Origin of the sequence: Riemerella columbipharyngis, assembly GCF_900101995.1 — a bacterium.
GTDB lineage: Bacteria > Bacteroidota > Bacteroidia > Flavobacteriales > Weeksellaceae > Riemerella > Riemerella columbipharyngis.
On sequence record NZ_FNAS01000002.1, the window covers coordinates 147,854 to 169,233 of the forward strand.

23 protein-coding genes are annotated in these 21,380 nt (G+C 37.3%); 6 read left to right on the plus strand and 17 right to left on the minus strand.

All coding sequences use genetic code 11. From position 1 onward, the window contains the following. Entirely contained in the window at nucleotides 1-2,664 is a 2,664-nt protein-coding gene (locus tag BLS89_RS02185; RefSeq protein ID WP_092735865.1) for a PD-(D/E)XK nuclease family protein, read from the minus strand. A 199-nt stretch (nucleotides 2,665-2,863) separates the two neighbouring features. On the opposite strand from BLS89_RS02185, the gene BLS89_RS02190 reads away from it, so the two are divergent. After that, the gene (locus tag BLS89_RS02190; protein WP_092735866.1) at nucleotides 2,864-3,559 is read left to right on the plus strand and encodes an RsmE family RNA methyltransferase; all 696 of its coding nucleotides are present in this window, start codon (nucleotides 2,864-2,866) and stop codon (nucleotides 3,557-3,559) included. 3 nt (nucleotides 3,560-3,562) lie between these two features. On the opposite strand, the gene BLS89_RS02195 is transcribed toward BLS89_RS02190, so the two are convergent. From BLS89_RS02195 to BLS89_RS02230, 8 genes are all read right to left on the minus strand, one after another. After that, nucleotides 3,563-4,918, minus strand: a complete 1,356-nt coding sequence (locus BLS89_RS02195; protein WP_092735930.1) for a deoxyguanosinetriphosphate triphosphohydrolase — start codon at nucleotides 4,916-4,918, stop codon at nucleotides 3,563-3,565. Between the two features lie 62 nt (nucleotides 4,919-4,980). Continuing rightward, complete coding sequence (gene nadE / locus BLS89_RS02200) at nucleotides 4,981-5,772, minus strand: NAD(+) synthase (RefSeq protein ID WP_092735867.1); 792 nt, start codon at nucleotides 5,770-5,772, stop codon at nucleotides 4,981-4,983. Nucleotides 5,773-5,784: 12 nt separating this feature from the next. Beyond that, nucleotides 5,785-6,288, minus strand: a complete 504-nt coding sequence (gene purE, locus BLS89_RS02205; protein WP_092735868.1) for a 5-(carboxyamino)imidazole ribonucleotide mutase — start codon at nucleotides 6,286-6,288, stop codon at nucleotides 5,785-5,787. Then, entirely contained in the window at nucleotides 6,288-7,412 is a 1,125-nt protein-coding gene (locus BLS89_RS02210; protein WP_092735869.1) for a 5-(carboxyamino)imidazole ribonucleotide synthase, read from the minus strand. Before BLS89_RS02210 ends, purE begins: the two co-directional genes overlap by 1 nt. Before the next feature lie 41 nt (nucleotides 7,413-7,453). After that, on the minus strand, nucleotides 7,454-9,886 hold the full coding sequence (locus BLS89_RS02215; protein ID WP_092735870.1) for an alpha-ketoacid dehydrogenase subunit alpha/beta: 2,433 nt from the start codon (nucleotides 9,884-9,886) through the stop codon (nucleotides 7,454-7,456). A gap of 315 nt (nucleotides 9,887-10,201) precedes the next feature. Further along, entirely contained in the window at nucleotides 10,202-10,657 is a 456-nt protein-coding gene (locus tag BLS89_RS02220) for a hypothetical protein (protein ID WP_092735871.1), read from the minus strand. Nucleotides 10,658-10,678: 21 nt separating this feature from the next. After that, complete coding sequence (locus BLS89_RS02225; RefSeq protein WP_092735872.1) at nucleotides 10,679-11,056, minus strand: hypothetical protein; 378 nt, start codon at nucleotides 11,054-11,056, stop codon at nucleotides 10,679-10,681. A gap of 50 nt (nucleotides 11,057-11,106) precedes the next feature. Then, complete coding sequence (locus tag BLS89_RS02230; RefSeq protein ID WP_092735873.1) at nucleotides 11,107-11,619, minus strand: hypothetical protein; 513 nt, start codon at nucleotides 11,617-11,619, stop codon at nucleotides 11,107-11,109. 119 nt (nucleotides 11,620-11,738) lie between these two features. Here BLS89_RS02230 and BLS89_RS10895 point away from each other — a divergent pair, with 119 nt between their 5' ends. From BLS89_RS10895 to fabG, 3 genes are all read left to right on the plus strand, one after another. Next, a complete protein-coding gene (locus tag BLS89_RS10895) occupies nucleotides 11,739-11,894 on the plus strand; it encodes a helix-turn-helix domain-containing protein (protein ID WP_245688790.1) in 156 nt (51 codons plus the stop codon). Further along, a complete protein-coding gene (locus BLS89_RS10900) occupies nucleotides 11,887-12,075 on the plus strand; it encodes a hypothetical protein (RefSeq protein ID WP_245688792.1) in 189 nt (62 codons plus the stop codon). The genes BLS89_RS10895 and BLS89_RS10900 overlap by 8 nt, the downstream gene beginning before the upstream one ends. A 76-nt stretch (nucleotides 12,076-12,151) precedes the next feature. Beyond that, nucleotides 12,152-12,895 carry a 3-oxoacyl-[acyl-carrier-protein] reductase gene (gene fabG, locus BLS89_RS02240; protein WP_092735874.1) on the plus strand — a complete coding sequence of 248 codons (744 nt, stop codon included), beginning with the start codon at nucleotides 12,152-12,154 and terminating at the stop codon, nucleotides 12,893-12,895. A gap of 261 nt (nucleotides 12,896-13,156) precedes the next feature. Here the strand turns inward: fabG and BLS89_RS02245 are convergent, their stop codons facing one another. The 8 genes from BLS89_RS02245 to BLS89_RS02275 form a co-directional block, all read right to left on the minus strand. Continuing rightward, nucleotides 13,157-13,849, minus strand: coding sequence for a ZIP family metal transporter (locus BLS89_RS02245; RefSeq protein WP_092735875.1), 693 nt, complete (start codon nucleotides 13,847-13,849; stop codon nucleotides 13,157-13,159). A gap of 442 nt (nucleotides 13,850-14,291) precedes the next feature. Then, the gene (gene yihA, locus BLS89_RS02250) at nucleotides 14,292-14,909 is read right to left on the minus strand and encodes a ribosome biogenesis GTP-binding protein YihA/YsxC (protein WP_092735931.1); all 618 of its coding nucleotides are present in this window, start codon (nucleotides 14,907-14,909) and stop codon (nucleotides 14,292-14,294) included. A gap of 7 nt (nucleotides 14,910-14,916) precedes the next feature. After that, nucleotides 14,917-15,681, minus strand: a complete 765-nt coding sequence (locus BLS89_RS02255; RefSeq protein ID WP_092735876.1) for an alpha/beta fold hydrolase — start codon at nucleotides 15,679-15,681, stop codon at nucleotides 14,917-14,919. A 120-nt stretch (nucleotides 15,682-15,801) separates the two neighbouring features. Further along, nucleotides 15,802-16,485, minus strand: coding sequence for a tRNA (adenosine(37)-N6)-threonylcarbamoyltransferase complex dimerization subunit type 1 TsaB (gene tsaB / locus BLS89_RS02260; protein ID WP_092735877.1), 684 nt, complete (start codon nucleotides 16,483-16,485; stop codon nucleotides 15,802-15,804). A gap of 155 nt (nucleotides 16,486-16,640) precedes the next feature. Continuing rightward, on the minus strand, nucleotides 16,641-16,850 hold the full coding sequence (locus tag BLS89_RS02265) for a T9SS type A sorting domain-containing protein (RefSeq protein WP_176763218.1): 210 nt from the start codon (nucleotides 16,848-16,850) through the stop codon (nucleotides 16,641-16,643). Next, nucleotides 16,847-17,218: a YraN family protein gene (locus BLS89_RS02270; RefSeq protein WP_092735879.1), complete on the minus strand. Its 372-nt coding sequence runs from the start codon at nucleotides 17,216-17,218 to the stop codon at nucleotides 16,847-16,849. Before BLS89_RS02270 ends, BLS89_RS02265 begins: the two co-directional genes overlap by 4 nt. A 21-nt stretch (nucleotides 17,219-17,239) precedes the next feature. Continuing rightward, nucleotides 17,240-17,413, minus strand: a complete 174-nt coding sequence (locus tag BLS89_RS10530) for a hypothetical protein (protein WP_176763219.1) — start codon at nucleotides 17,411-17,413, stop codon at nucleotides 17,240-17,242. A 54-nt stretch (nucleotides 17,414-17,467) separates the two neighbouring features. Further along, nucleotides 17,468-18,892, minus strand: coding sequence for a lipopolysaccharide biosynthesis protein (locus BLS89_RS02275; RefSeq protein ID WP_092735880.1), 1,425 nt, complete (start codon nucleotides 18,890-18,892; stop codon nucleotides 17,468-17,470). Between the two features lie 65 nt (nucleotides 18,893-18,957). Here BLS89_RS02275 and BLS89_RS02280 point away from each other — a divergent pair, with 65 nt between their 5' ends. Together BLS89_RS02280 and pyrF are read left to right on the plus strand one after the other, a co-directional pair. Then, nucleotides 18,958-19,938 (plus strand): pyruvate dehydrogenase complex E1 component subunit beta, encoded by a 981-nt coding sequence (locus tag BLS89_RS02280; RefSeq protein ID WP_092735881.1) that lies wholly within the window; start codon nucleotides 18,958-18,960, stop codon nucleotides 19,936-19,938. 58 nt (nucleotides 19,939-19,996) lie between these two features. Further along, nucleotides 19,997-21,355, plus strand: a complete 1,359-nt coding sequence (pyrF, locus tag BLS89_RS02285) for an orotidine-5'-phosphate decarboxylase (RefSeq protein WP_092735882.1) — start codon at nucleotides 19,997-19,999, stop codon at nucleotides 21,353-21,355. The last annotated feature ends 25 nt before the right edge of the window (nucleotides 21,356-21,380 follow it).

Genomic DNA, 21,380 nt, shown 5'->3' on the forward strand with positions numbered 1-21,380 from the left:
TTAGAATTTTGGATATTGCTTTTCTAAAAAAGGAATTTCAGGGTTTAAGATTTCTAAAATTAAATTTTTTACGCCTATCATCACCCTATCAGCCACAGTCATATTATTGATGCTCTGTGGCCCTTTTTTTATTTCGTAGAAACTCCAAATACTACATTCTACCGAGGAAGTAAACAATTCCGGTGAGATATGCCTGAGGCAATAATCGTAGAAGCAAAGCTGTATAATCTGCTTTTTGCTGTCATTAACAAAATATTCACTATTTATTCTTGAATTTAAGCTTTTAGCCTTTGCGGTTTTGTAGTCTATCACCCGTACTTTGTCGTCCAGCCGGTCTATACGGTCTATAATCCCTGTAAAATAAACTTTGTCGTCTGCCTCTTCTCCCAATGAAAACGACACATCTTTGAATGACTTCTCTAATCCTATAATCTCCAAACGATGCCCCTTTTGTACTAAATCCAAATCATAACGAAGCATCTCTTCAAGGGTTTTTCGGGCGAGAGCTTTGTGAATGTAATTCACTCCGGTATTGTAAAAATCTTTGGTGTATTTAAGCTGTTCTATACATTGGTCCAATATCGCATCAGCCTCGCCGATAGCTTGCTCCAAATCTGACTTTGTAACGATTTTCCCTACAAAATTTTTGTAAACCGCTTCAAGCGCATTATGCACTATCGTTCCGTAGCTTCGTACGGACAGTTCCTCCTCTATTTCCCGCTCTTCCGATATCCCTAAAACTTTGTTGAAATAAAAATCTATAGGATTTCTGAGGTAAGTGTTAAGGCTCGATACGGATATTTTTTTAGCCCAATTTTCCCTAAGGTTTTCAATAATTTCAGGAGTTTTAGGAATGGTAATTAAATCATTTTTTACCTCTTCGGATTGGGCTTCTATTACCACTTGCTTTATATCGTGGGGGCTTTCGATTTCCAATTGTCGGATAAATCGGCTTTTCTCTCCGGTATTCAATCCGGAACTCAAGCTATTGTATATGATGCTAATTTTTTTTGCAGACTGGATAAGTCTGTAAAAGTGATAAGCGTGAATGCTGTCATTCTCCAAAAAGGTATTCAGTCCAAAAATTCGCCTTACATCAAATGGCAAGAATGAACTCTGCTGGTCTCCCTGCGGTAGTTTTCCCTCGTTGGCAGACACCAAAATCACATTATCAAAGCTAAGCAAACGCGTTTCCAAAAGCCCCATTACTTGAAGCCCCGAAAGCGGCTCACCCCTGAAATTGATACTCTCCGACTGTAGCATTTGGTTCATCAATACTTCTAAAACATCTATGCTAATCGGAAAATGATACGCCTGAATTTGGTTTTTAATCGTCTTGAAATTTTGTTCAAAGTAGGATATATTTTCATACTGAATATCTTCTAACAGCAAACCTTTAAGATGAGTACAAAAATCAATAAGAGTATCCAAAAGTGTGTCTGCCTCTTGCACCTGAAATATTTTGAAAAAAGACAGGCTGCCCAGCTTTTCTTCCAAGACTTTAGCAGAAATATACACCATATTATGCTCTTTGATATGTTTCAGAAACTCCGAAATATACGCTTGGTCTGCCTTACTGCAAGGTATTCCGCCAAGTATGGTTACAATATTCTTATGATAATAAGTTTTCTTTTGGCTGATTTGCTTATGCAGATGAAAAACCGCTTTCATTATTGTACTAAAAGCTAAATTTTTAATGGGTACACCCATCGTGATGTTAATGCTCTTTACCTCTCCCAAGGCTTCCAGCGTTGCCGTAAGTAAATTTTCATCTAATAAAACCACAGCTGTTTTGGAAGAGGCATCATTGCTATTGATGAGTTTCGGTAGAATTTTCGTTTGTGTAATGTTACCTGGTGCTTCATAGACTGTAACAGCCTTAGGCTGACTAAAACTATTTTCTATCCTTCGGAAAGGTCTATTTTCATTAAACACATTCCATTTTTTGTAAGTTCTCAGGAATTTACCCGCTTCCTGCTTTTCATCATTCATATAGTAAGCGTCCGCATCGAAGAAACATTGGGCTTTATCGTATTTGATAAGCTCTTTTACCAAAGTTTCTTCTATAGGCGTCATCGCATTAAAACCACAAAAAACAAAATCTTCGGAAATTTTCTCTATAAAACTTTTCATATTTTGTTTAAGTGCCTTGTACATCATTCCCATAGTGGCAAAGCCTTTTTGCTCCAAAGCCTTTTCCAGCTCCGGCAAATAAACACAGTTTTTTTTCCAAAAGTCTAAGTGCTTGTAACGGATTTTTTGTTCTTGATTGAGGTTTTCCCCCCAATTTTTTATCCGTTCTTCATCTTGCATATAGCCGAGCACCTTAGTGTAATCTTCCGAAAACTTCAGCATATCTTCCCAATCTTTTGACAATGTAGGGAACCATTTCAGGAAAGAAGAAAAATCATCATTATATCCCCTCCTATATACATCGTAGGCAAACAGCCACAGCGAAACCCCTTTTATCAATTGTTTATCTGTAGCATATTGCATAAACTCCTCTATGGTAAAAATACAAGGTAACATACCTGTATAACGATTGTTTTGCAAAATTTGCTTAATGAATATCTCAGGTCTTTTATTCGGTAAAATAATATTAAACCCTGATAAATCAGAATTTTGATTAAGGAGTTCGCTAATGGTATATTCTAAAAAACTCATTTTCGCATGGTATAGATTTCTTTCAAATATATTACTAATTTTATAATCTTGAAAATCTCATTGGCTAAAAATCCCTTAAACTCAATTAAAAAATTAACCGCTGTCAATTTATTTTCCTATATTTGCCGTTGCTTACAGTAATCAAAACATTGTAAAACAACCACATACATTATCCTAAACAAAACTACAAAAACAGAAAATGAAATTATTCTTTGGAGAAATAAACTCTAATGCCGTTATTTTAGACGAAGACGAACAACAGCATATTCTAAAAGTATTGAGAATGAAAAGCGGAGCTCAGCTCTATATCACCGATGGCAAAGGGAATTTAGCAGAAGGGACGCTCCGTATAGAGGGCAAAAAGACTAATGTAGAAGTGGCTAAAATCCAGTTTTACGAAAATAAATTTATTCCAAAACTCCACATTGCCATAGCCCCTACCAAGAATATAGACCGCATCGATTTTTTTGTGGAAAAAGCCACAGAGATGGGCATCTCCGAAATTTCATTTCTTCTCACGGAAAAATCTGAGCGAAAAAATATTAATATTGATAAAATAAGAAAAAAAGTGGTGGCTGCCTCCAAACAAAGCCTAAGATACCATTTCCCAATGGTGAATGAGATGCAAAAGCTCTCTTCTTTTTTGGAGCAAATAGATACAGAGAATACATTTGTAGCACACTGTGATAAGGCTTTTGAAAGAGCTGATATTAAGACCATCGGTAAAGTTCCGGCATTGACTTTTCTCGTAGGACCCGAGGGGGATTTTAGCCCAAATGAAATAAAAATACTTTCTCAGAGAGGAATAAAGGCGGTAAGCCTTGGCTCTCAGCGTTTGCGGACGGAGACTGCAGGCGTATTTTTAGCCGCGTGGAATTATTATCAAATGATATAAATTCTACATTGTCATTCCGATCTCTATCCCTTTTATTTTCCGATAAAGGTCGGTAGCGAAGTTATCCGTCATTCCACTCACAAAATCAAGTACTCCGAGAATTTTTCGGTAGGTACTTTCGTCCTCGTAACGGAATTGTTTAGGGATAAGAAGCAATGCTTTTTCATCATACTTTTTACGCTTTTCTTTATCCAAAATCATAGGCGGAATAAAGTGGTCGAGAAGCTCGTACATTACATTATACCCTGCATTTTCTATCTCTACCACTGCCTTGTGATTATATATTTTTTCTATAGAGAATTTTTCAATTTGCTGAAGAGAATCATTTTGCTTTCGGTAGATATCCAGTAGCCCCATATCCATTTCTCCACTGAGAATCGCCGAAACATTTTCCTTATAAATTTCAAAAGATTTATTGATAAGGGCATTGATGGTCTTTGCTCTAAGGTAAGATATCGTTTCATTATCATCAGCCAGAGTAGCCATCTTAGCATCTACCCTCTTGGTATTGCCATCTACGGATTTCACAAGGTCGTAAAAAAGGTTTTTACAATCTGAGGTGGATATAATCCCCAAGCGATGAGCATCTTCCATATCAATGATATTATAGCAAATATCATCAGCCGCCTCTACCAGCCACACGAAAGGATGCCTTTTGTAGATTAGAGGTTCATCCGTTTCTTTAATCATTTGAGTTTTAGCCGCAATAGCCTCAAATGTACTTTTTTCATTCTGAAAAAAACCAAACTTCTTTCTGTGAAGGATTTTTTTGTCCTTAGCAATGGACTCACACGGATACTTTGCAATACTTGCCAATGTAGTATAAGTCAGATGCATACCGCCTGCATCTTTACCATTTTGCTGATGAGTGAGTACTCTTATTGCATTAGCATTTCCCTCGAAATTAATAAGGTCTTTCCATTCTTTATCACTGAAATTAGACTTAATGGATGCCTCGTTTTTATCAAAATAACTCGCTATAGCATCTTCTCCGGAATGTCCAAAAGCAGGATTTCCAATATCATGGCACAGACACCCCGATGCAATAACACTCCCCAACTGATGCAAATAAAACTCTTGAGCTTCGAGTGTCAAGTCCTTGCTAAATTTATCAACCAAAAATTCACCTACCAAACTGCCTAAACTCCGCCCCACAGAAGACACCTCCAAAGAGTGTGTCAAACGATTATGCACGAAAACACTCCCCGGAAGCGGGAACACCTGAGTTTTGTTTTGCAGTCTTCGGAATGCGGATGAGAAGATTATCCTATCGTAATCCCTCTGAAAATCACTACGAGAGGCTTTTCGGTTATCCTGTTCTCCTGTCCTTTCGTTTGTAAATAGATGGTTGAGAATCATATTTTGTTCTATTAATTCTATCAAGGTTAATTCCTCGATTTTTATCATTAAAAAGTAAAAATTTAGCTTTTATAATCCTCCGGAATCTTACAAACGGGTATAGGATTAATTTTGTGTTGGGCAGCTTTGTGCATTCGATCAAAAATTTCATACACCTCCAAATCTCTTCCCGTGTAGTCCTTCTCCGTTTTCACGCCGTATTCTTTCTGAATTTTTTCCAATTCGGGATAAGTGGCACCTATCTGCTGTTCATCCGTCCTATCCACATCCCAAAGTCCGTCTGTAGGGATTGCCTCCTGAATGCTTCTTACTAAATCAAGTGCTCTTGCAAGTTCGTAAACTTCGGTTTTATAGAGGTCTGCAATGGGCGAAACATCTACCCCGCCATCGCCGTATTTGGTATAAAATCCTATCCCGAAATCCTCTACTTTATTCCCTGTACCGCATACTAAAAGTCCGTTAATTTGTCCGTAATAATAGAGCGTAAGCATTCTCAGCCGGCTGCGTGTATTGGCAAAGGCCAATTTTTCGTTAGGATAAATTTCGTCTTGAACATCAAAGGTTTTGTACAATTCCTCAAAAGCCGGTGTAAGATTAATACTCATAGCCTCCACATTATCAAATCTATTTTTAAGATTTTCTATATGTTCCCACGCACGATTGACTTGGTCTTGCTTTTGGCGGATAGGCATTTCTAATAGTAATGTTTTCAACCCCGTCATAGCACAAAGGGTAGATACCACACCGGAATCCACACCCCCGGAAACCCCTACTACATAACCTTTTACTTTGGATTTCTCAGCATAGTCTTTTAACCAATTAACAATATGTGAGATAATTTTTTCGGATTTCATATTTTCTTTTTTTTATTTCTCAAAGGTATTGGGATACCTTGTATTTACTTCTTCCACGCCATTCAGCACCTTATCGGTAAGGGACTGCTGGTATGCTTCCAGCTTTTTGCTGATATTTTCATCATTCGCACCGATAATTTTAGCGGCTAAAATTCCTGCATTTGTAGCTCCATTTAGTGCCACCGTAGCCACAGGAATCCCCGACGGCATCTGAAGAATAGACAATATGGAATCCCAGCCGTCGATAGAGTTGCTGCTAAGAATCGGCACGCCTACAACGGGCAGAGTGGTACAGCTCGCTACCATACCGGGCAGATGAGCGGCACCTCCGGCTCCTGCTATAATTACTTTTATGCCTCTCTCTTTGGCGATTTTAGCATAACGGAACATACGCTCCGGCGTACGATGGGCGGAAATTATCGTTAATTCAAACGGAATTTCCATAGACTGCAAAAATGTTGCAGCCTGTTCCATAACGGGAAGATCGCTTGTGCTTCCCATAATTATTCCTACCATTATTTTACTTTTTCGTTAATACTTTTCACTTTTACCATAGATTTTATAGCAATAAGTTTATCCATTAGTTCTTTCTTGGTATGAGCCACGACATTGATATGCCCCATCTTTCTACCTGGTTTGGTCTCCGTTTTTCCATAAAGATGTACAAAGGTTTTGGAATCTTTGAGTACTTCCTCCAGTCCCTCGTATTCTACTTTCCCCGAAAAGCCTTGCTCTCCTACGAGGTTTAGCATCCCTGAATAGCCAGTAGCCTCCGTATTTGCAAGAGGTAAATTTCTAAGCACTCTATAAAATTGCTCAAACTGAGAGTTCCTGTTTCCTTCTTGGCTTTGGTGTCCGCTGTTATGAAGTCTAGGAGCGGTTTCGTTCACCCATACTTTTCCCTCTTTATCCAACAATAATTCTATGGCAAAAAGTCCTGCAGAATCCACTTTTTCGATAAACAATGCTGCTATTTCGGCAATTTGCTTCTGAACCTCTTCCGTAAGCTCGGACGGACAGATATTAAAATCTAAAAGATTGAGCTTTGGATCTGCTACCATCTCCGTAACCGGAAAAGCTGCTACTTCTCCTCGTTGATTTTTGGCTATAATAATAGACAACTCTTTATCAATATCTACTAATGTCTCTAATACAGACGGTGCATCCCAAAGGTTTCCTAGGTCTTCTTTTGTTCTAATGATTTGTACACCCTTTCCATCATACCCCCCTGTATTCAGTTTCTGAACGAAAGGCAAAGGAAAATCAACCTCCGATTTGTTCTGAATAACCTGAAAATCTGGCGTGGGAATATGATTTTTTTTATAAAATTCTTTCTGCAAAATTTTCTGCTGAATCATTTTGACAACAGAGGATTTTGGAATTACATTCACGCCTTGTTTCTCAAGATATTCAAGTGCATCTGCATTTATATGCTCTATTTCAATGGTAAGTACCTCTTTATCCTTACCAAAATCAATGACGCTCTGATAATCATTAAAATCACCCTTCGTATGATGAGAAATGTTCGCACACGGACAATCTTCCGCAGGATCCAAAGTATAAAACGCGTCATCATACTTCAGTGCCTCCTGTATAAACATTCTCCCCAGCTGTCCTCCGCCTAAAATACCTATTTTCATTCTTTTATTTTATTAACAAAGAAAATCGACTTTGATTTTTACTAAAAAATATTAGGAAACTTTTTAGGATTAACCTCATTAAACACGGCATAGATTTTCTCTACCATATCATCGGCAGACGGCTTACTAAAATAGTCTCCATCACTGGCATAAGCAGGACGATGGTCTTCTGCCGTAACCGTGATAGGAGCGCTGTCTAAATAGCGGAACGCCTGTTGTTTTTCCAATACCTGCTGTAGGATATACGCGGATGCTCCACCTTGTACATCTTCATCTATTACCGCTAAACGGTTGGTTTTCTTAACACTCTCCACGATAGCATGGCCTAAGTCAAACGGTATCAGCGACTGCACATCTATGACTTCCGCAGAAATGCCAAGTTTTTCCAACTCGGCTGCAGCTTCCATCACAATACGCCATGTAGAGCCATAAGTAAGTACAGTGATGTCCGTACCCTCTTTCGTTACCTCTACCCTACCCACCGGAACGGTAAATTCACCCAGATTGTCCGGCTGTTTTTCTTTTAGACGATAACCATTGAGACATTCTACAATCAGTGCGGGTTCATCACTCTTCAACATCGTATTGTAAAATCCTGCGGCTTTAGTGAGATTCCTTGGTACTAAAATGTTAATCCCTCTCGATAAATTGAGAATACCAGCCATAGGCGAACCGGAATGCCATATTCCCTCAAGACGGTGCCCTCTGGTACGAATAATCACAGGGGCTTTCTGTCCGCCTTTGGTTCTGTATTGTACCGTAGCCAAATCATCGCTCATTCCTTGTAAGCAATAAAGAATATAGTCCAAATACTGAATTTCGGCAATAGGTCTCAGTCCACGCATCGCCATTCCGATGCCTTGCCCAAGAATAGTTGCTTCGCGAATACCGGTATCGGCGACACGTAATTCCCCATATTTCTCTTGCATTCCCTCCAAGCCTTGGTTCACATCGCCAATATTTCCAGAATCTTCACCAAACACAAGTGTTTCAGGGTATTTTGCAAATATTTTATCAAAATTATTTCTGATGATTACTCTGCCGTCCACTTCTTCAGACGAATCGCTATATATAGGTTTTATTTCTTTTACATTAGTTGCTTTCCACTGGGATTCCGAATACAGATGAGAAGAATAGTGGTTTTTCTCTACGCTCGAAATCTCTTTGTAAAACTGCTGTAATGCCTGTCTTTCTATGGTATGACTGCCTCTGGTTACCAACAATGTTTTACGCACAAGATGAAAAACATCTTTCTTAGATTTAGATATAACCTTATTGAATTTATCTATAATAGATTGAATTTCTGCATTCTGAGGAATCATCTTTTTCACTAACGGCATTGCCTTGTCCCTCAAATCGGAAATTTCTTTTTGGTAATTTTCCCATGCTTTCTTTTGCCCATCTTTTACCGCTTTTTTGGCTTCTTTTTCAATGGTATCCAATTCTTCTTCTGTTGCAATGATTTCCTTGTTCCCTTCTATTACAGCTTCATAGCCGAGAATCCATTCACGAAACTTTTTAAGTCCGTCAAACTCTATCTCCCAGTCCAGTCGCTCTTGAGATTTATACCTTTCGTGAGAACCGGAAGTAGAATGCCCCTGAGGCTGCGTAACCTCCGTTATATGCACCACCACAGGAATACTTTCCTCTCTTGCAAACTGCTCTGCACGGGCGTAGGCATTCAGTACTCCCTCGTAATCCCACGCTTTGGCAGTAATGATTTCACAGCCTTGGTTTTCGCCTTCTTTTCTTTGAAAACCGGAAAGCATTTCAGAGATATCCGCTTTTGCCCTTTGGTTTTTAGTAGGCACAGAAATACCATAGCCATCATCCCAAATACTTACAATCATTGGTACCTGCAAAGCACAAGCTGCATTGAGGGTTTCCCAAAAATGTCCTTCTGCCGTAGAAGCATCGCCTATCGTTCCAAAAGCTACTTCCCTACCTTGATTACTAAATTTTTCCACCCCTTCAAACGACACTTCTTTATAAATTTTGGAAGCATACGCCAATCCTAAAAGTCTTGGCATCTGCCCCGCCGTAGGAGAAATGTCGGAAGATATATTTTTTTGTTGTGTTAAATTTTTCCAAGAACCATCTTCATTCAAACTTCTTGTAGCATAGTGACCATTCATCTGTCTCCCCCCCGATGCGGGCTCTCTCTCCACGCTGGTATCCGCATATAGTTGTGCAAAAAAACTTTCAATCGTAACGGCACCTACAGCCATAGAGAAAGTTTGGTCTCTGTAATAGCCCGAGCGGAAATCACCATCTCTAAAAACTTTAGCCATTGCAATCTGTGGCAGCTCTTTACCGTCTCCAAAAATCCCAAATTTAGCCTTCCCCGTAAGAACCTCTCTTCTACCTAAATAAGACATCTCTCTGGAAACACGCCCCAGTCTATAATCTTCTAATACAGACTTTTTGAAATCTTCAAACGACACACTTTGTGTCTCTATATAGTTAGTTTTCATACTTGATTTGAATTTCTACAAATATAAAATTTTTTAGGTTAAGAATAAAGTAATTGACTAAAAAATCTTACCTCTATATTATATCAAGACAAACACCGATTATTAAATCCGTAAAACAACCATTACTTAAAAATTATTATAACGACTAATATTCAATATCATATGTAAAAATATAGAGACAAATATCACGCAGCCTATTTTAATTAAACCTATCTCTAATCATTAAAAAACTTGTAGCCATTTTTTTTATTTTGACCAATAAAATATAGATAATTATTTTCTCTCAATCTTCTATAACGCAATCAGCTACAATATCTATTTGATTAAATCATTTTGTTCTGAATCTATATGATTAACCAAAAAACCGGTCGGCTTAAATTTTAGGCCGGCTGATTTTATTTGTCCCTTTTCTATTGTTACAGCAGTATATCCCAATACATTATTTCCACTAAAAACTCCGAAATAAATAGTAGTTTGTTTGTCTATAACTTCCAAATCATAAACATCTTGTAACTTAAATGTAGCTACTCCATCAGCTTCTGTAACAACAGATCTGTCAGAATGTATTGGTTTAAAGAAAACAGTGTTTGGTCCAGCATTAGCATCAAACATATAAACTGTAACCCCTTGTTTTACCTTTCCATTTTGTACTACTTTAATTTTTGCTTCTGTAGTTGTTGAGTTAGATTTCTTGTCATCATCTTTTCTACAAGATGTAACTACTCCGCCTAAGAATACCATAAGAATGGTAAAAAGAATAAACTTTCTCATTGTTTTATTTATTTTATTAAGTTATTTAATCACAATTTCAGAAGAATACACATGTCCTTTTTTCAGAGTAAACGCCGGCTGGTTTTTACCTATCAAACTATAGGAATCATCGCTATTTTTAGTAAATCCGGCAAAGTAAAAAGTTTGCCCCTCAGAAGACTCAAAAAAAGCCAAATCAAAGTATGCCAATCCATTTGAATCTGTAACCGCCTCTTTCAATATTCTAGGAAGCGGTTTATCCGTTTCTACTTTAGCATCAAACATCAGCACCACTACTCCTTCTTGCGTAGAACCATTCTCGTGCAATACGGTAATCTTTGCACTTGTAGAGGTTTTAATAATTTCTGTAGAGGATGACGACGAAGTACTTGTAGTACTTTCCTCTTTTCTGCAAGCCACTAAACACAATAACAGTTAATGGCACTAATAACAGCTTTTTCATTTTTGAGTTATTTTAATTCTTTATTTGTTTTCGTTATTTCATCAAATCTAAGCTCAATCTTTTTCCTTCCTTTTCTTCCATATTCCACAACAACTTTTTCTGCACCAATTCCTATAATCTTTCCTTCCGTAATATCGCCTTTTCTCTTAAACACAACCGAATCACCTATTTTCAAATCTATTTCTGCATTTGCCACTGTTTTGATATTCGTAATGGTATTTTGCACTCCCCAAACATCTCCTATTACTTTTACTTTCTCACCATTATCTTTCACATAAATTTTAGCATTTCTTACAAACTCTCCTTGATATTTTCCCGTAAGATTGTCAACAGCCTGCTCCAAAGCATCTGAACCTGATTTTGCTTCGGCTTCTACATCTCTGCTTATCAATGAATATTGTTTGCTATCATCTATATTTCTATTACTTATAGAATTCAAATTCCCTATTTTCACCCAAGAGTTGCAAGATGCCAAAATTCCACTCAACAACATCATCGTAGATAAAGTTTTTATTTTCATAAATGTTAATTTTTATGTTACAAAATTAAACTTTAACATCTATTAACATTTAATTTTCGGTTTCTTTTATTTTACTATTAGTATAAAATTTTATACTTTTGGTAAAAATTTAGTATATCATGGAAATAGAAAAAGTAGTAGAAAAAATTGTTCAGTACAGAAACAAAAAAGGCTATACCTACGAAAATATGGCAAACGAGCTAGAGCTTACGCCCGCTGCTTATAGAAAAATAGAAACCGGAGAAACCAAAACTAACCGTGGAAAGATTGTTTAAAATTTCTGAAATTTTAGAAACTCCTATCAGCCAAATATTAGATTTTGACAAATGCAGTTTTGTACAGCACAACTACGGAAGCGAGAGTATTTATTCTTCTAAAATAGAAAATTTCTATCAAGAAAACAAAGAAGTTACCGATCAACTCATAAAGCCAAAGACGATATCATCGCTCTTCTAAAAGAAGAAATATCCCTTCTAAAAGCAATGAAATAAATTAAAATTCTTACTTTTGGGCTATTAAAAAGAACGAAATTATGAAATTATTAGAAGGAAAAACAGCTCTAATTACTGGTGGTACCAGAGGAATTGGCAAAGGTATCGTAGAAGCATTTGCAGCACAAGGCACTCAGATCGCTTTTACTTTCGCAGGATCTGCAGATAAAGCTCAAGCTATTGAAAGTGAACTAAGTAAAATCACAGAAATAAAAGCATACCAAAGTGATGCGTCAGACTACGAAGCATCACAGCAGTTGGCAGAACAAGTTTTGAAAGATTTTGGAAAAATAGACATTTTAATCAATAATGCGGGAATAACTCGGGATAATCTTATGCTCAGAATGTCCAAAGATGATTGGGATACTATTATTAAGACAAATCTCGATTCTGTATTCAATCTTACCAAAGCGGTAATCAAACCTATGATGAAAGCCCGCAGCGGCAGTATTATCAATATGACTTCTGTGGTAGGCATAAAAGGAAATGCAGGACAAGCCAACTATGCGGCATCCAAAGCCGGTGTAATAGGATTTACTAAATCTATCGCCTTGGAATTGGGCTCCAGAAATATTCGTTGCAATGCCATAGCTCCCGGCTTTATAGAAACAGAAATGACTGCCGCATTGGATGAAAAAACAGTACAAGGCTGGAGAGATGCCATACCTCTAAAAAGAGGCGGACAGCCGGAAGATGTGGCTAATGCTTGCGTATTTTTAGCCTCAGAGTTGTCTGCTTATATCACGGGGCAAGTTCTTAATATAGATGGCGGAATGTTGACTTAAAACACGAGAAGTAACCTATTTCATCCATTCAATCTCTCGTTTGTAAGATTAGATTGAAAATCCATCAAGTATTAAAAATAAAATTAAAAAAAAACACAAAACTCCATATGCGTCTGAACTCATTTTGAAAATCAGACGCATATATATATTATACCGCCATTGGTTTTAGTAAATTATTCAGGATTTTTTGAGCTTATCGAATAAATTTAAAATTTTTGTTCAATTACTTTGTGACTACTAAAATCTGATAAAATTCATTCTCTAATGACTATGAAACAAATGTCCTAATAGTGCCACCCCTCCCCCCATAAGAACAAGAAAAATTTTCTGAAAATCCATCTTGTGGTTCTTATTGCTCTCAAAAATAATTACAGAAGAAATATGTAGAAATATTCCTTCTACCAATGCCAACAGATAAGATTCGTACCGTCCATTGATATAGTTTCCGAAGAAAAACCCCAAAGGAGATGCTGCCGCAAAAGCCCCTATCAATGCCATAGCATAAAACTTAGGCATCTTGGAAGTGTAGAGATATGCACCCAGTATAAAAGAAATAGGGAATTTATGCACCAATATACCAAGCAAATAAGGCAGACGAATAGTAGTAGAGCCTGCTAATGGCATTCCCTCTATAAAGGCATGTACAAACATCCCAAACATCAACGCCGTAGGTATCAAAACATTATTATCTTTGCTGTAATGAAAATGCCCGTGCTCCAAGCCTTTAGTGATATTTTCTAAAATCAATTGTAAAAGAACCCCGGCAATAACCCAAATACCTATATTAGGCCCGCCATTCTCATAGACGGCTGGAAAAATCTCACATACACAAACCGTTATAATGAACCCCGCACTGAGTACCAAGAGTTTCTTAGCAAAACCTCTATTAGTCCCCAGAAGCCTGCCAACCAAAGCACCAAGGCAAACAACCAAAATCAATAATGCGGTAATCATACAAAAGATAAAAATAATTTATTCTGCAAAGATAATCAAACAAAATCGGAATGTATTTATCTCGCTTCGTTTTTTATATTTTTTAATTGAAAAATTAAACTTTTTTCTTCGTTAGGAAATATCCTATTCTATACATTTGAAGCCGAATTTCCTATTGTAAAACTCTTCAAAACCGTAATCAATAAAAAAATCCATAGCCTTTCTCCTCAAAAGAAAGTTGCTGAAAGCCAAAATTGAGTTTGATTTTACTTTCATAAAAATAATGAATTTGCCCTATTTCAATTTATATAAGACATACAATTCATATACTATTATTCCTAAATAAAATATTTTCAATATCAATAACCGTATGACAGTAGAAGTTTTGTTTTAGTGGTAATTTATAATTTCGAAGCTGTAAAAATCAAATTCAGCAGATAATCTTAACCTATGGAACTAAGCATCAAAAACCAACCTTATTATCTCTCAGAAGTTGATTAGTCTGCTCTATAAAGTCTAAAATAGCGTCTGTCCCCGTTTTTTTTTCTGCCGAAGTAATGAACATAGGAGGAAGCTCTTCCCAAGTTTCAAGAAGCCTTTGGGAATATTTTTCCACATTGCTTTTGGCGGCATTGGGTTTCATTTTGTCCTCTTTGGTAAATATAATAGAGAAAGGTACTCCATTTTCTCCACACCATTCCAGAAACTCCAAATCTATTTTTTGAGGGGTATGCCTTATGTCTATTAGCGTAAAAAGATTAACCAGATTTTTACGGTTAAGGATATAGCCGGTAATGAGTTTTTCAAAAACCTGCCTTTGAGATTTAGACACCTTTGCATAACCGTAGCCTGGCAAATCAGTAAGAAACCAATCATTGTTAATTCTGAAATGATTGATAAGCTGAGTTTTACCCGGTGTTTGGGAAGTTTTTGCCAAACCTTTATGATTAGTAACAGCATTGATAAGAGAAGATTTCCCAACATTAGACCGTCCTATAAAAGCATATTCCGGAATTTTGTCATCGGGACAATCCTGCCATCTTTGGCTACTTTTCTCAAATATTGCAGATTTTATGAGCATATTATATTTAGGCATTATGCTTTAACAGCCATTGGTATAGAATTTCATTAAATTCTTCTGGTCTTTCCATCATAGCAGCGTGCCCACACTTATCTATCCAAAAAAGTTCGGAGTTTGGAATATACTTATGCATATCTTCTGCCACTTCCGGAGGGGTTACATTGTCTTGTTTTCCCCAAATGATGCAAGTAGGACAAGAGATTAACGGAAGGTCTTTCAGCATATTATGTTTTATGGCACTTCTGGCAAGCATTACTGTTTTTATGCCTTTCATTCTATCGTTTACTACAGCAAAAACCTCATCTACCAATTCGTCCGTAGCAACATCAGGATCAAAAAACACTTCTTGAGTTTTCCTCTTGATATATTCTTTATCGCTTTTTCTTGGGAAACTGTCTCCGAAAGATTTTTCATACAGCCCAGAACTTCCCGTAAGCACCAGGCGGCTTACCAGCTCCGGTTTTGCCAAAGTAAGAATAAGCCCTACATGCCCCCCCATAGAATTACCTACGATGGTTACAGATTCGCCTATTTCCTCTTTAATAAACCTTGCCACAAATTTAGAAATAGCCGTAAGATTGGTATTGATAATTGATAAATCATAAATAGGAAGCTCCGGTACTAACATTCTATACCCCTTGGCAGAAAAAAAATCTACCATCTTATCAAAATTACTGAGCCCCCCCATTAGCCCATGAAGAAGAACGATAGGCTCTCCTTTTCCTTCTTCGATATAGTTGAATTTTGGTCTTTTCTTAATAATAAACTTCATAAAACACTTACTGAATGCAAAAATACAAATTATAAATTATTTAAACCAAAGTTATTAGCTTAAAACGAGTAAAGATAAACAAAATTTTGAAATAAAACAGAAAACTGCACTCAAACTAAATCAAAATATTTCTTTCTTTCTCTGCCTTACTCCTTGAAAATCTTTTAGATAAAAAGGTTCAAAATAAGCCACATCCTCAATCTCTTTATTTTTGAATTTTTCAACTCCTTTCTTTATAAGATATTGAGCCGATGGATAAACATCGGAGCGAAACTCTGCATTCGGTAGTTTTAGCACTTCTTGAGCTTTGGTGCAGCCATCTCCCACAAAAAGAACCCGTTGTCCTGTGTGTTCATCAAAAGAATTCTCGTCTAATATTTTTGCCTCTGTTTTTGTAATCATTTCTCCATTATTAGGATCAAATACTGCCGTATAAACCTCCATTCTTCGGGCATCTATTATCGGGATAATGGCATCGTACCCGTTTCCTAAAAAAGGCTCTGCCATAGAAACTAAAGAATTAACCGCTACCAAAGGTATCCCTAATCCAAAACAAAATCCCTTAGCAGACGCCGCACCAATCCGCAATCCGGTATAAGAGCCCGGCCCCATTCCCAGACATACGGCATCTAAATCTTTCAGGGTAATTTCTGCTCCCTCCAATGCCCATTCCACAAAAGTGTGTAGGTTTTCGCTTTGCTTGTAATCGCCTGTTCTTTCTTCGCAAAGACATAAAAGTTCATTCCCATTGGAAATGGCGACAGAACAATTTTTGGACGAGGTCTCTAAGTGTAAAATTTTCATTGAAAAGCCCGTTTGTTATAGTGGCAAAGATAGTAAAAACCGCTTTAGTTTTAGACTACATCAAGCAACAAAATTTACACCTCTATTATTTTATTCAAAATAAAAAACCGCCTCAAAAAAAATCAAGGCGGCATAGTTCGTAAGAATATTATAATTTAATTCTTAATATTTTTTTTCACTTGTTTTTTGCTGTTTACTACTACGGATACCATATATATACCTTTGTTTAGCTGGCTTAGGTTTATGGTATTCTGGTGGGTATTGGCAGCTACCAAACGCCCGAGGGTATCATACACTTTGATTTCCGTAGGAACTTCCAATGTATTTACATAGAGAATATCTTTTACCGGATTAGGATATATCAACAGACATCTATTACTTCAAAGGCATTTTCTATATGGACGATATTTGGTTCTTTGTTATCAGAAATTGTTATGGAAATAATGTCAAACCGTGCTTCCAATTCATCGCCTCTATCTTGTAAAAAGGCATCTGCCGCCAAGACCAAAAGTTTCATTTTCTTTTTTCCTACGGCTTCGTAAGGTGCCATTACGGCATTAGACTGCCTTGCCTTTACTTCTACTATGGCTATTGTATTTTCTTTTTGGGCAATAATGTCAATTTCCGCTTTTTGGTAGCGGTAGTTTTTTGTCAAAATAACATAGTCTTTGTCTATCAAATACTTTTCAGCAAGTTGTTCTGCATATTTTCCAAAGTCGTTGTGTTCCGCCATAGGACTTTGCTTTAGCCTATCTTACAAAAGGGCATTGAGCTCTATATCATTGTACTCTGATTCTTCCTCCAAAAAGAGATGCTCAAAATCAGATGTTGATTTTTTAGACTGTATTTGTTTTCTTAGTTTGATAAGTACCACAACGCCAAGAAAACCCAAAGACGCTGCCAAGATTACGCTTGATGTTTTTGTCATAAAATTGGTTTTAGTGCATAATACAATTATTATTCCTTTTTATATTAATTATCGTTAAAATTCCCTTTTTACAAGCCTTGCAAGCATTTCTCTTTCGGAATAAGCAATAATTCCCACAAAAAGCACAAACATAAGATTGCCAATAATAATATCAGCATCAAACAGCTTGTAAGAAACAAAACTAAATACACCCAGTGTTATCAATATCATTCCGATTTTTTTCACGCGGTAAGGAACAGGGTAATACTTTTGTCCTAAAAAATAAGAAAAGACCATCATAAAGAAATAAACAAACCAAGTTGCCCAAGCAGATATCATAAATCCGTAAGTTTTGAGAAATCCTAAATTGAGAACAATAGTAATCACCGCCCCACTCCAAGAAATAAATGTCCCTACGACTGTTCTATCCGTTACTTTGTACCAGGCCGATAAGCTGTAATATATCCCAAAACACAGATTGCCGATAACGATAATAGGCACAATGTCTATAGAAACCCAATATTTAGAGTTTGGGATAAACAATACCTTGAGCCAGCCGATATTAGCAATAATGCCAAACGCCACTATAGAACCGAAAACGGAAAAATATTCCGTAACCTTTGCATAAGTACTTTGGGGGTTTTCTTTTCCCATCTCTTTGAAGAAAAACGGCTCTACCCCCATACGGTAAGCGGTAACGAAAAGCGTCATCAGTACTGCCAATTTGTAGCATCCGCCGTAGGCTCCGGCATCCGTAGGCGAGATGAGATAATACTGAACGGTTTTGTCAAAATTTTCATTGATCATAAAAGCTAATCCTGCCAACATTACAGGATAAGAGTATTTAATCATTCTCTTGAAAAGCGTCTTCGAAAAACGAAATCGCACTTTGAGGAATATCGGTGAAAGAAATAACACCCCCATAATGCAGGCAAAAAGATTACTGGCAAAAGCATAAGAGACCTGTGTCTTCATCCCTATACTCTCGGACCAAGACTTTGGTACAAACAAGAATAAAGATAGTACACAGAGGACTTGCAGTAAAACCTGAGCCACACGCACGGCAGAGTATTTTATCGGCATTCCGTTGAACCTCAGCCAAGCCAAAGGAATGATGCAAATATTTTCAAAAAAGGCAATGAGTGCAAACCAACGAATATACTCGGGATGTGTATCGTAGTGGAGAAAAGACGCTATAGGCTGATTGAAAATCAAAACCAAAAACAAAAATAATCCAGATGTAAAAAACAAGAACCAAAACGAAGTATAAAAAGCTTTTTTCTCGTTTTCTCTTTCGGCAGAATAGCGAAAAAATGAAGTCTCGAAACCCATCTGCAGTACGACATTCACATACGCTGTCATTGCATAGAGATTGGTAAACTGTGCAAACTCGTCTCTCTTTATGAAATGAATAAAAAACGGATTAAGAAGAAAATAAATGATACGGGGCAATATCGCACCTATTCCATAAATGATAGTCTCACTAAATAGTTTTTTCAAGGCTTATTTTTTCGCAAATATAAAATAAAATACCTAAATTTGCACCATTACTATATTTAGATATAATGAAAGAATATACATTTCGCGAGGTTATCGCTCAAGCTATGAGCGAAGAAATGCGTAAAGATGAATCCATATTCCTCATAGGGGAAGAAGTAGCAGAATATAACGGTGCCTATAAAGCTTCCAAAGGAATGCTCGATGAGTTTGGCCCTAAAAGGGTTATAGACTCTCCTATTGCAGAACTCGGTTTTGCTGGGATTTCCGTAGGGGCTGCTATGAATGGGAACCGCCCCATTGTGGAATTTATGACCTTCAATTTCTCTATGGTTGCCATAGACCAAATTATCAACAACGCTGCCAAAATGTTCCAAATGAGCGGCGGGCAGTGGAATGTGCCTATCGTTTTCCGTGGTCCTACTGCTTCTGCAGGACAGCTGGGTGCTACGCACTCCCAAGCATTTGAAAGCTGGTATGCAAACTGCCCCGGTCTGAAAGTGGTAGTCCCATCTAACCCATACGATGCCAAAGGACTTCTAAAAACCGCTATACAAGACAACGACCCTGTCATTTTTATGGAATCCGAGCAGATGTATGGCGATAAAATGGAAATTCCCGAAGAAGAATACTATATCCCAATCGGTAAAGCCGATATCAAAAGAGAAGGTAAAGATGTTACTCTGGTGTCTTTTGGTAAGATTATGAAACTGGCATTACAAGCTGCCGAAGATTTAGCAAAAGAAGGTATTTCCGTAGAAGTGATAGACCTTAGAACTGTTCGTCCATTAGACTACGATACTGTTCTTAACTCTGTTAAAAAGACTAATAGATTAGTCGTTTTAGAAGAGGCTTGGCCTTTTGGTTCTGTAGCTACTGAAATTACTTATATGGTTCAGCAGAAAGCATTTGATTATTTAGATGCTCCTATCAAAAGAATTACGACTCCGGACGCTCCGGCACCTTACTCTGCCGCATTATTTGCAGAGTGGTTCCCAAAAGTGGAAAAGGTAAAAACTGAAATCAAAAATGTACTTTACATAAAATAACAATACCGAGAGATGTCATTAGGCATCTCTTTTTTATTTACCCAAATACAATACAACTGTGGAAAACAAAAAAGACTTTTTCTTAGAATGCTACAAGTTAGGCATCATTAAATTTGGAAAATTTACGCTTAAAAGTGGGATAGAAAGTCCTTTCTATGTAGATTTGAGACCTTTGGCTTCCGAGCCTAAAATACTGAAATCCCTTGCTTCTCATCTTTTGAGTATGGTGCCCCAAAAAGATTTTAACCTGATATGCGGCGTACCTTATGCCGCACTGCCTATGGCTACCGCTATGTCTTTGGAAAGCAATATTCCTTTAATCATTAAAAGAAAAGAAGCGAAGGCCTATGGTACTAAAAAACTCATTGAAGGCATCTATCAAAAAGGACAAAGCTGCCTATTGGTAGAAGATATCATCACAAGTGGGAAATCTTTATTGGAAACCATTCCTGAGATAGAAAATAAAGGCGTAAAGGTATCCGACATTGTCGTGGTATTAGACAGAGAGCAAGGCGGAAAAGCATTCTTGGAAAGCAAAGGCTACCGCGTACATACGCTGTTTACCATTACGGAAGTTTGCGAGATACTGAGAGAATCCCATCTATTAGAGGAACAAGAAATCATTAGAATAAAAGATTTTCTGAAAGGCAATCCCGTAAAATTTGAAGAGAAAAAGAGACGCTCCTACGAGGAAAAACTAAAACTGACCGAGCATAAAGCCGGAAAAAAGATTTTGGAAATCGCCATAGAAAAACAGTCTAATCTTATTGCATCTGCTGATGTCATTACCACCAAAGAACTATTGGACTTAGCCGATAAAGTGGGACCTCATATTGTGGCATTAAAAACCCATATCGATGTCATTACCGATTTTGATTTTGATAAGACGATACTCCCATTAAAAGACATTGCGAAAAAACACAATTTCTTGCTTATGGAAGACCGAAAATTCGCAGACATAGGCAGTACGCAGGAATTGCAATATTCGTATGGAACTTATAGAATTTCATTTTGGGCAGACCTCATCACCTCCCATATGATTGCGGGAAGTACTTCGCTTAATTATTTCCTAAATTCCGGTGTGGTAGCCATCATTAGTATGTCTTCGCAGGGAGCACTTACCGATGCTCATTACAGTGAGGAAGCCCTTAAAGTCGCACAGTCCCACCCAAGTGTAATCGGTGGGGTATCTCAGAAATCTTTACCGGAAGAAATGTTGCACTTCACGCCGGGGGTAAGCCTTTCTAATAAGTGTGATGGTAAAGGGCAGCAATACAATACGCCGGAATATATTTTCAAAAATCTGCATACCGATTTTATGATTGTCGGCAGAGGCATTTATAAAGCCGAAGATGCAGAGAAAGCCGCACTTAGTTACAAAATAGAGGGCTGGAAAGCGTATAGCGATTCACTCTAAAATTTATTTGATATCTCTACAAAAT

Excerpts from the sequence above, each read along its gene's own strand:
- BLS89_RS02220 (WP_092735871.1), bottom strand. The coding sequence starts at position 10,657 with ATGAGAAAGTTTATTCTTTTTACCATTCTTATGGTATTCTTAGGCGGA.
- BLS89_RS10530 (WP_176763219.1), bottom strand. The coding sequence starts at position 17,413 with ATGACAAAAACATCAAGCGTAATCTTGGCAGCGTCTTTGGGTTTTCTT.
- BLS89_RS02210 (WP_092735869.1), bottom strand. The coding sequence starts at position 7,412 with ATGAAAATAGGTATTTTAGGCGGAGGACAGCTGGGGAGAATGTTTATA.
- BLS89_RS02280 (WP_092735881.1), top strand. The coding sequence starts at position 18,958 with ATGAAAGAATATACATTTCGCGAGGTTATCGCTCAAGCTATGAGCGAA.
- BLS89_RS02230 (WP_092735873.1), bottom strand. The coding sequence starts at position 11,619 with ATGAAAATAAAAACTTTATCTACGATGATGTTGTTGAGTGGAATTTTG.
- purE (WP_092735868.1), bottom strand. The coding sequence starts at position 6,288 with ATGGTAGGAATAATTATGGGAAGCACAAGCGATCTTCCCGTTATGGAA.
- BLS89_RS02270 (WP_092735879.1), bottom strand. The coding sequence starts at position 17,218 with ATGGCGGAACACAACGACTTTGGAAAATATGCAGAACAACTTGCTGAA.
- BLS89_RS02190 (WP_092735866.1), top strand. The coding sequence starts at position 2,864 with ATGAAATTATTCTTTGGAGAAATAAACTCTAATGCCGTTATTTTAGAC.
- yihA (WP_092735931.1), bottom strand. The coding sequence starts at position 14,909 with ATGCTCATAAAATCTGCAATATTTGAGAAAAGTAGCCAAAGATGGCAG.
- BLS89_RS02195 (WP_092735930.1), bottom strand. The coding sequence starts at position 4,918 with ATGATTCTCAACCATCTATTTACAAACGAAAGGACAGGAGAACAGGAT.
- BLS89_RS02185 (WP_092735865.1), bottom strand. The coding sequence starts at position 2,664 with ATGAGTTTTTTAGAATATACCATTAGCGAACTCCTTAATCAAAATTCT.
- fabG (WP_092735874.1), top strand. The coding sequence starts at position 12,152 with ATGAAATTATTAGAAGGAAAAACAGCTCTAATTACTGGTGGTACCAGA.
- tsaB (WP_092735877.1), bottom strand. The coding sequence starts at position 16,485 with ATGAAAATTTTACACTTAGAGACCTCGTCCAAAAATTGTTCTGTCGCC.
- BLS89_RS02255 (WP_092735876.1), bottom strand. The coding sequence starts at position 15,681 with ATGAAGTTTATTATTAAGAAAAGACCAAAATTCAACTATATCGAAGAA.
- BLS89_RS10895 (WP_245688790.1), top strand. The coding sequence starts at position 11,739 with ATGGAAATAGAAAAAGTAGTAGAAAAAATTGTTCAGTACAGAAACAAA.
- BLS89_RS02245 (WP_092735875.1), bottom strand. The coding sequence starts at position 13,849 with ATGATTACCGCATTATTGATTTTGGTTGTTTGCCTTGGTGCTTTGGTT.
- nadE (WP_092735867.1), bottom strand. The coding sequence starts at position 5,772 with ATGAAATCCGAAAAAATTATCTCACATATTGTTAATTGGTTAAAAGAC.
- BLS89_RS02215 (WP_092735870.1), bottom strand. The coding sequence starts at position 9,886 with ATGAAAACTAACTATATAGAGACACAAAGTGTGTCGTTTGAAGATTTC.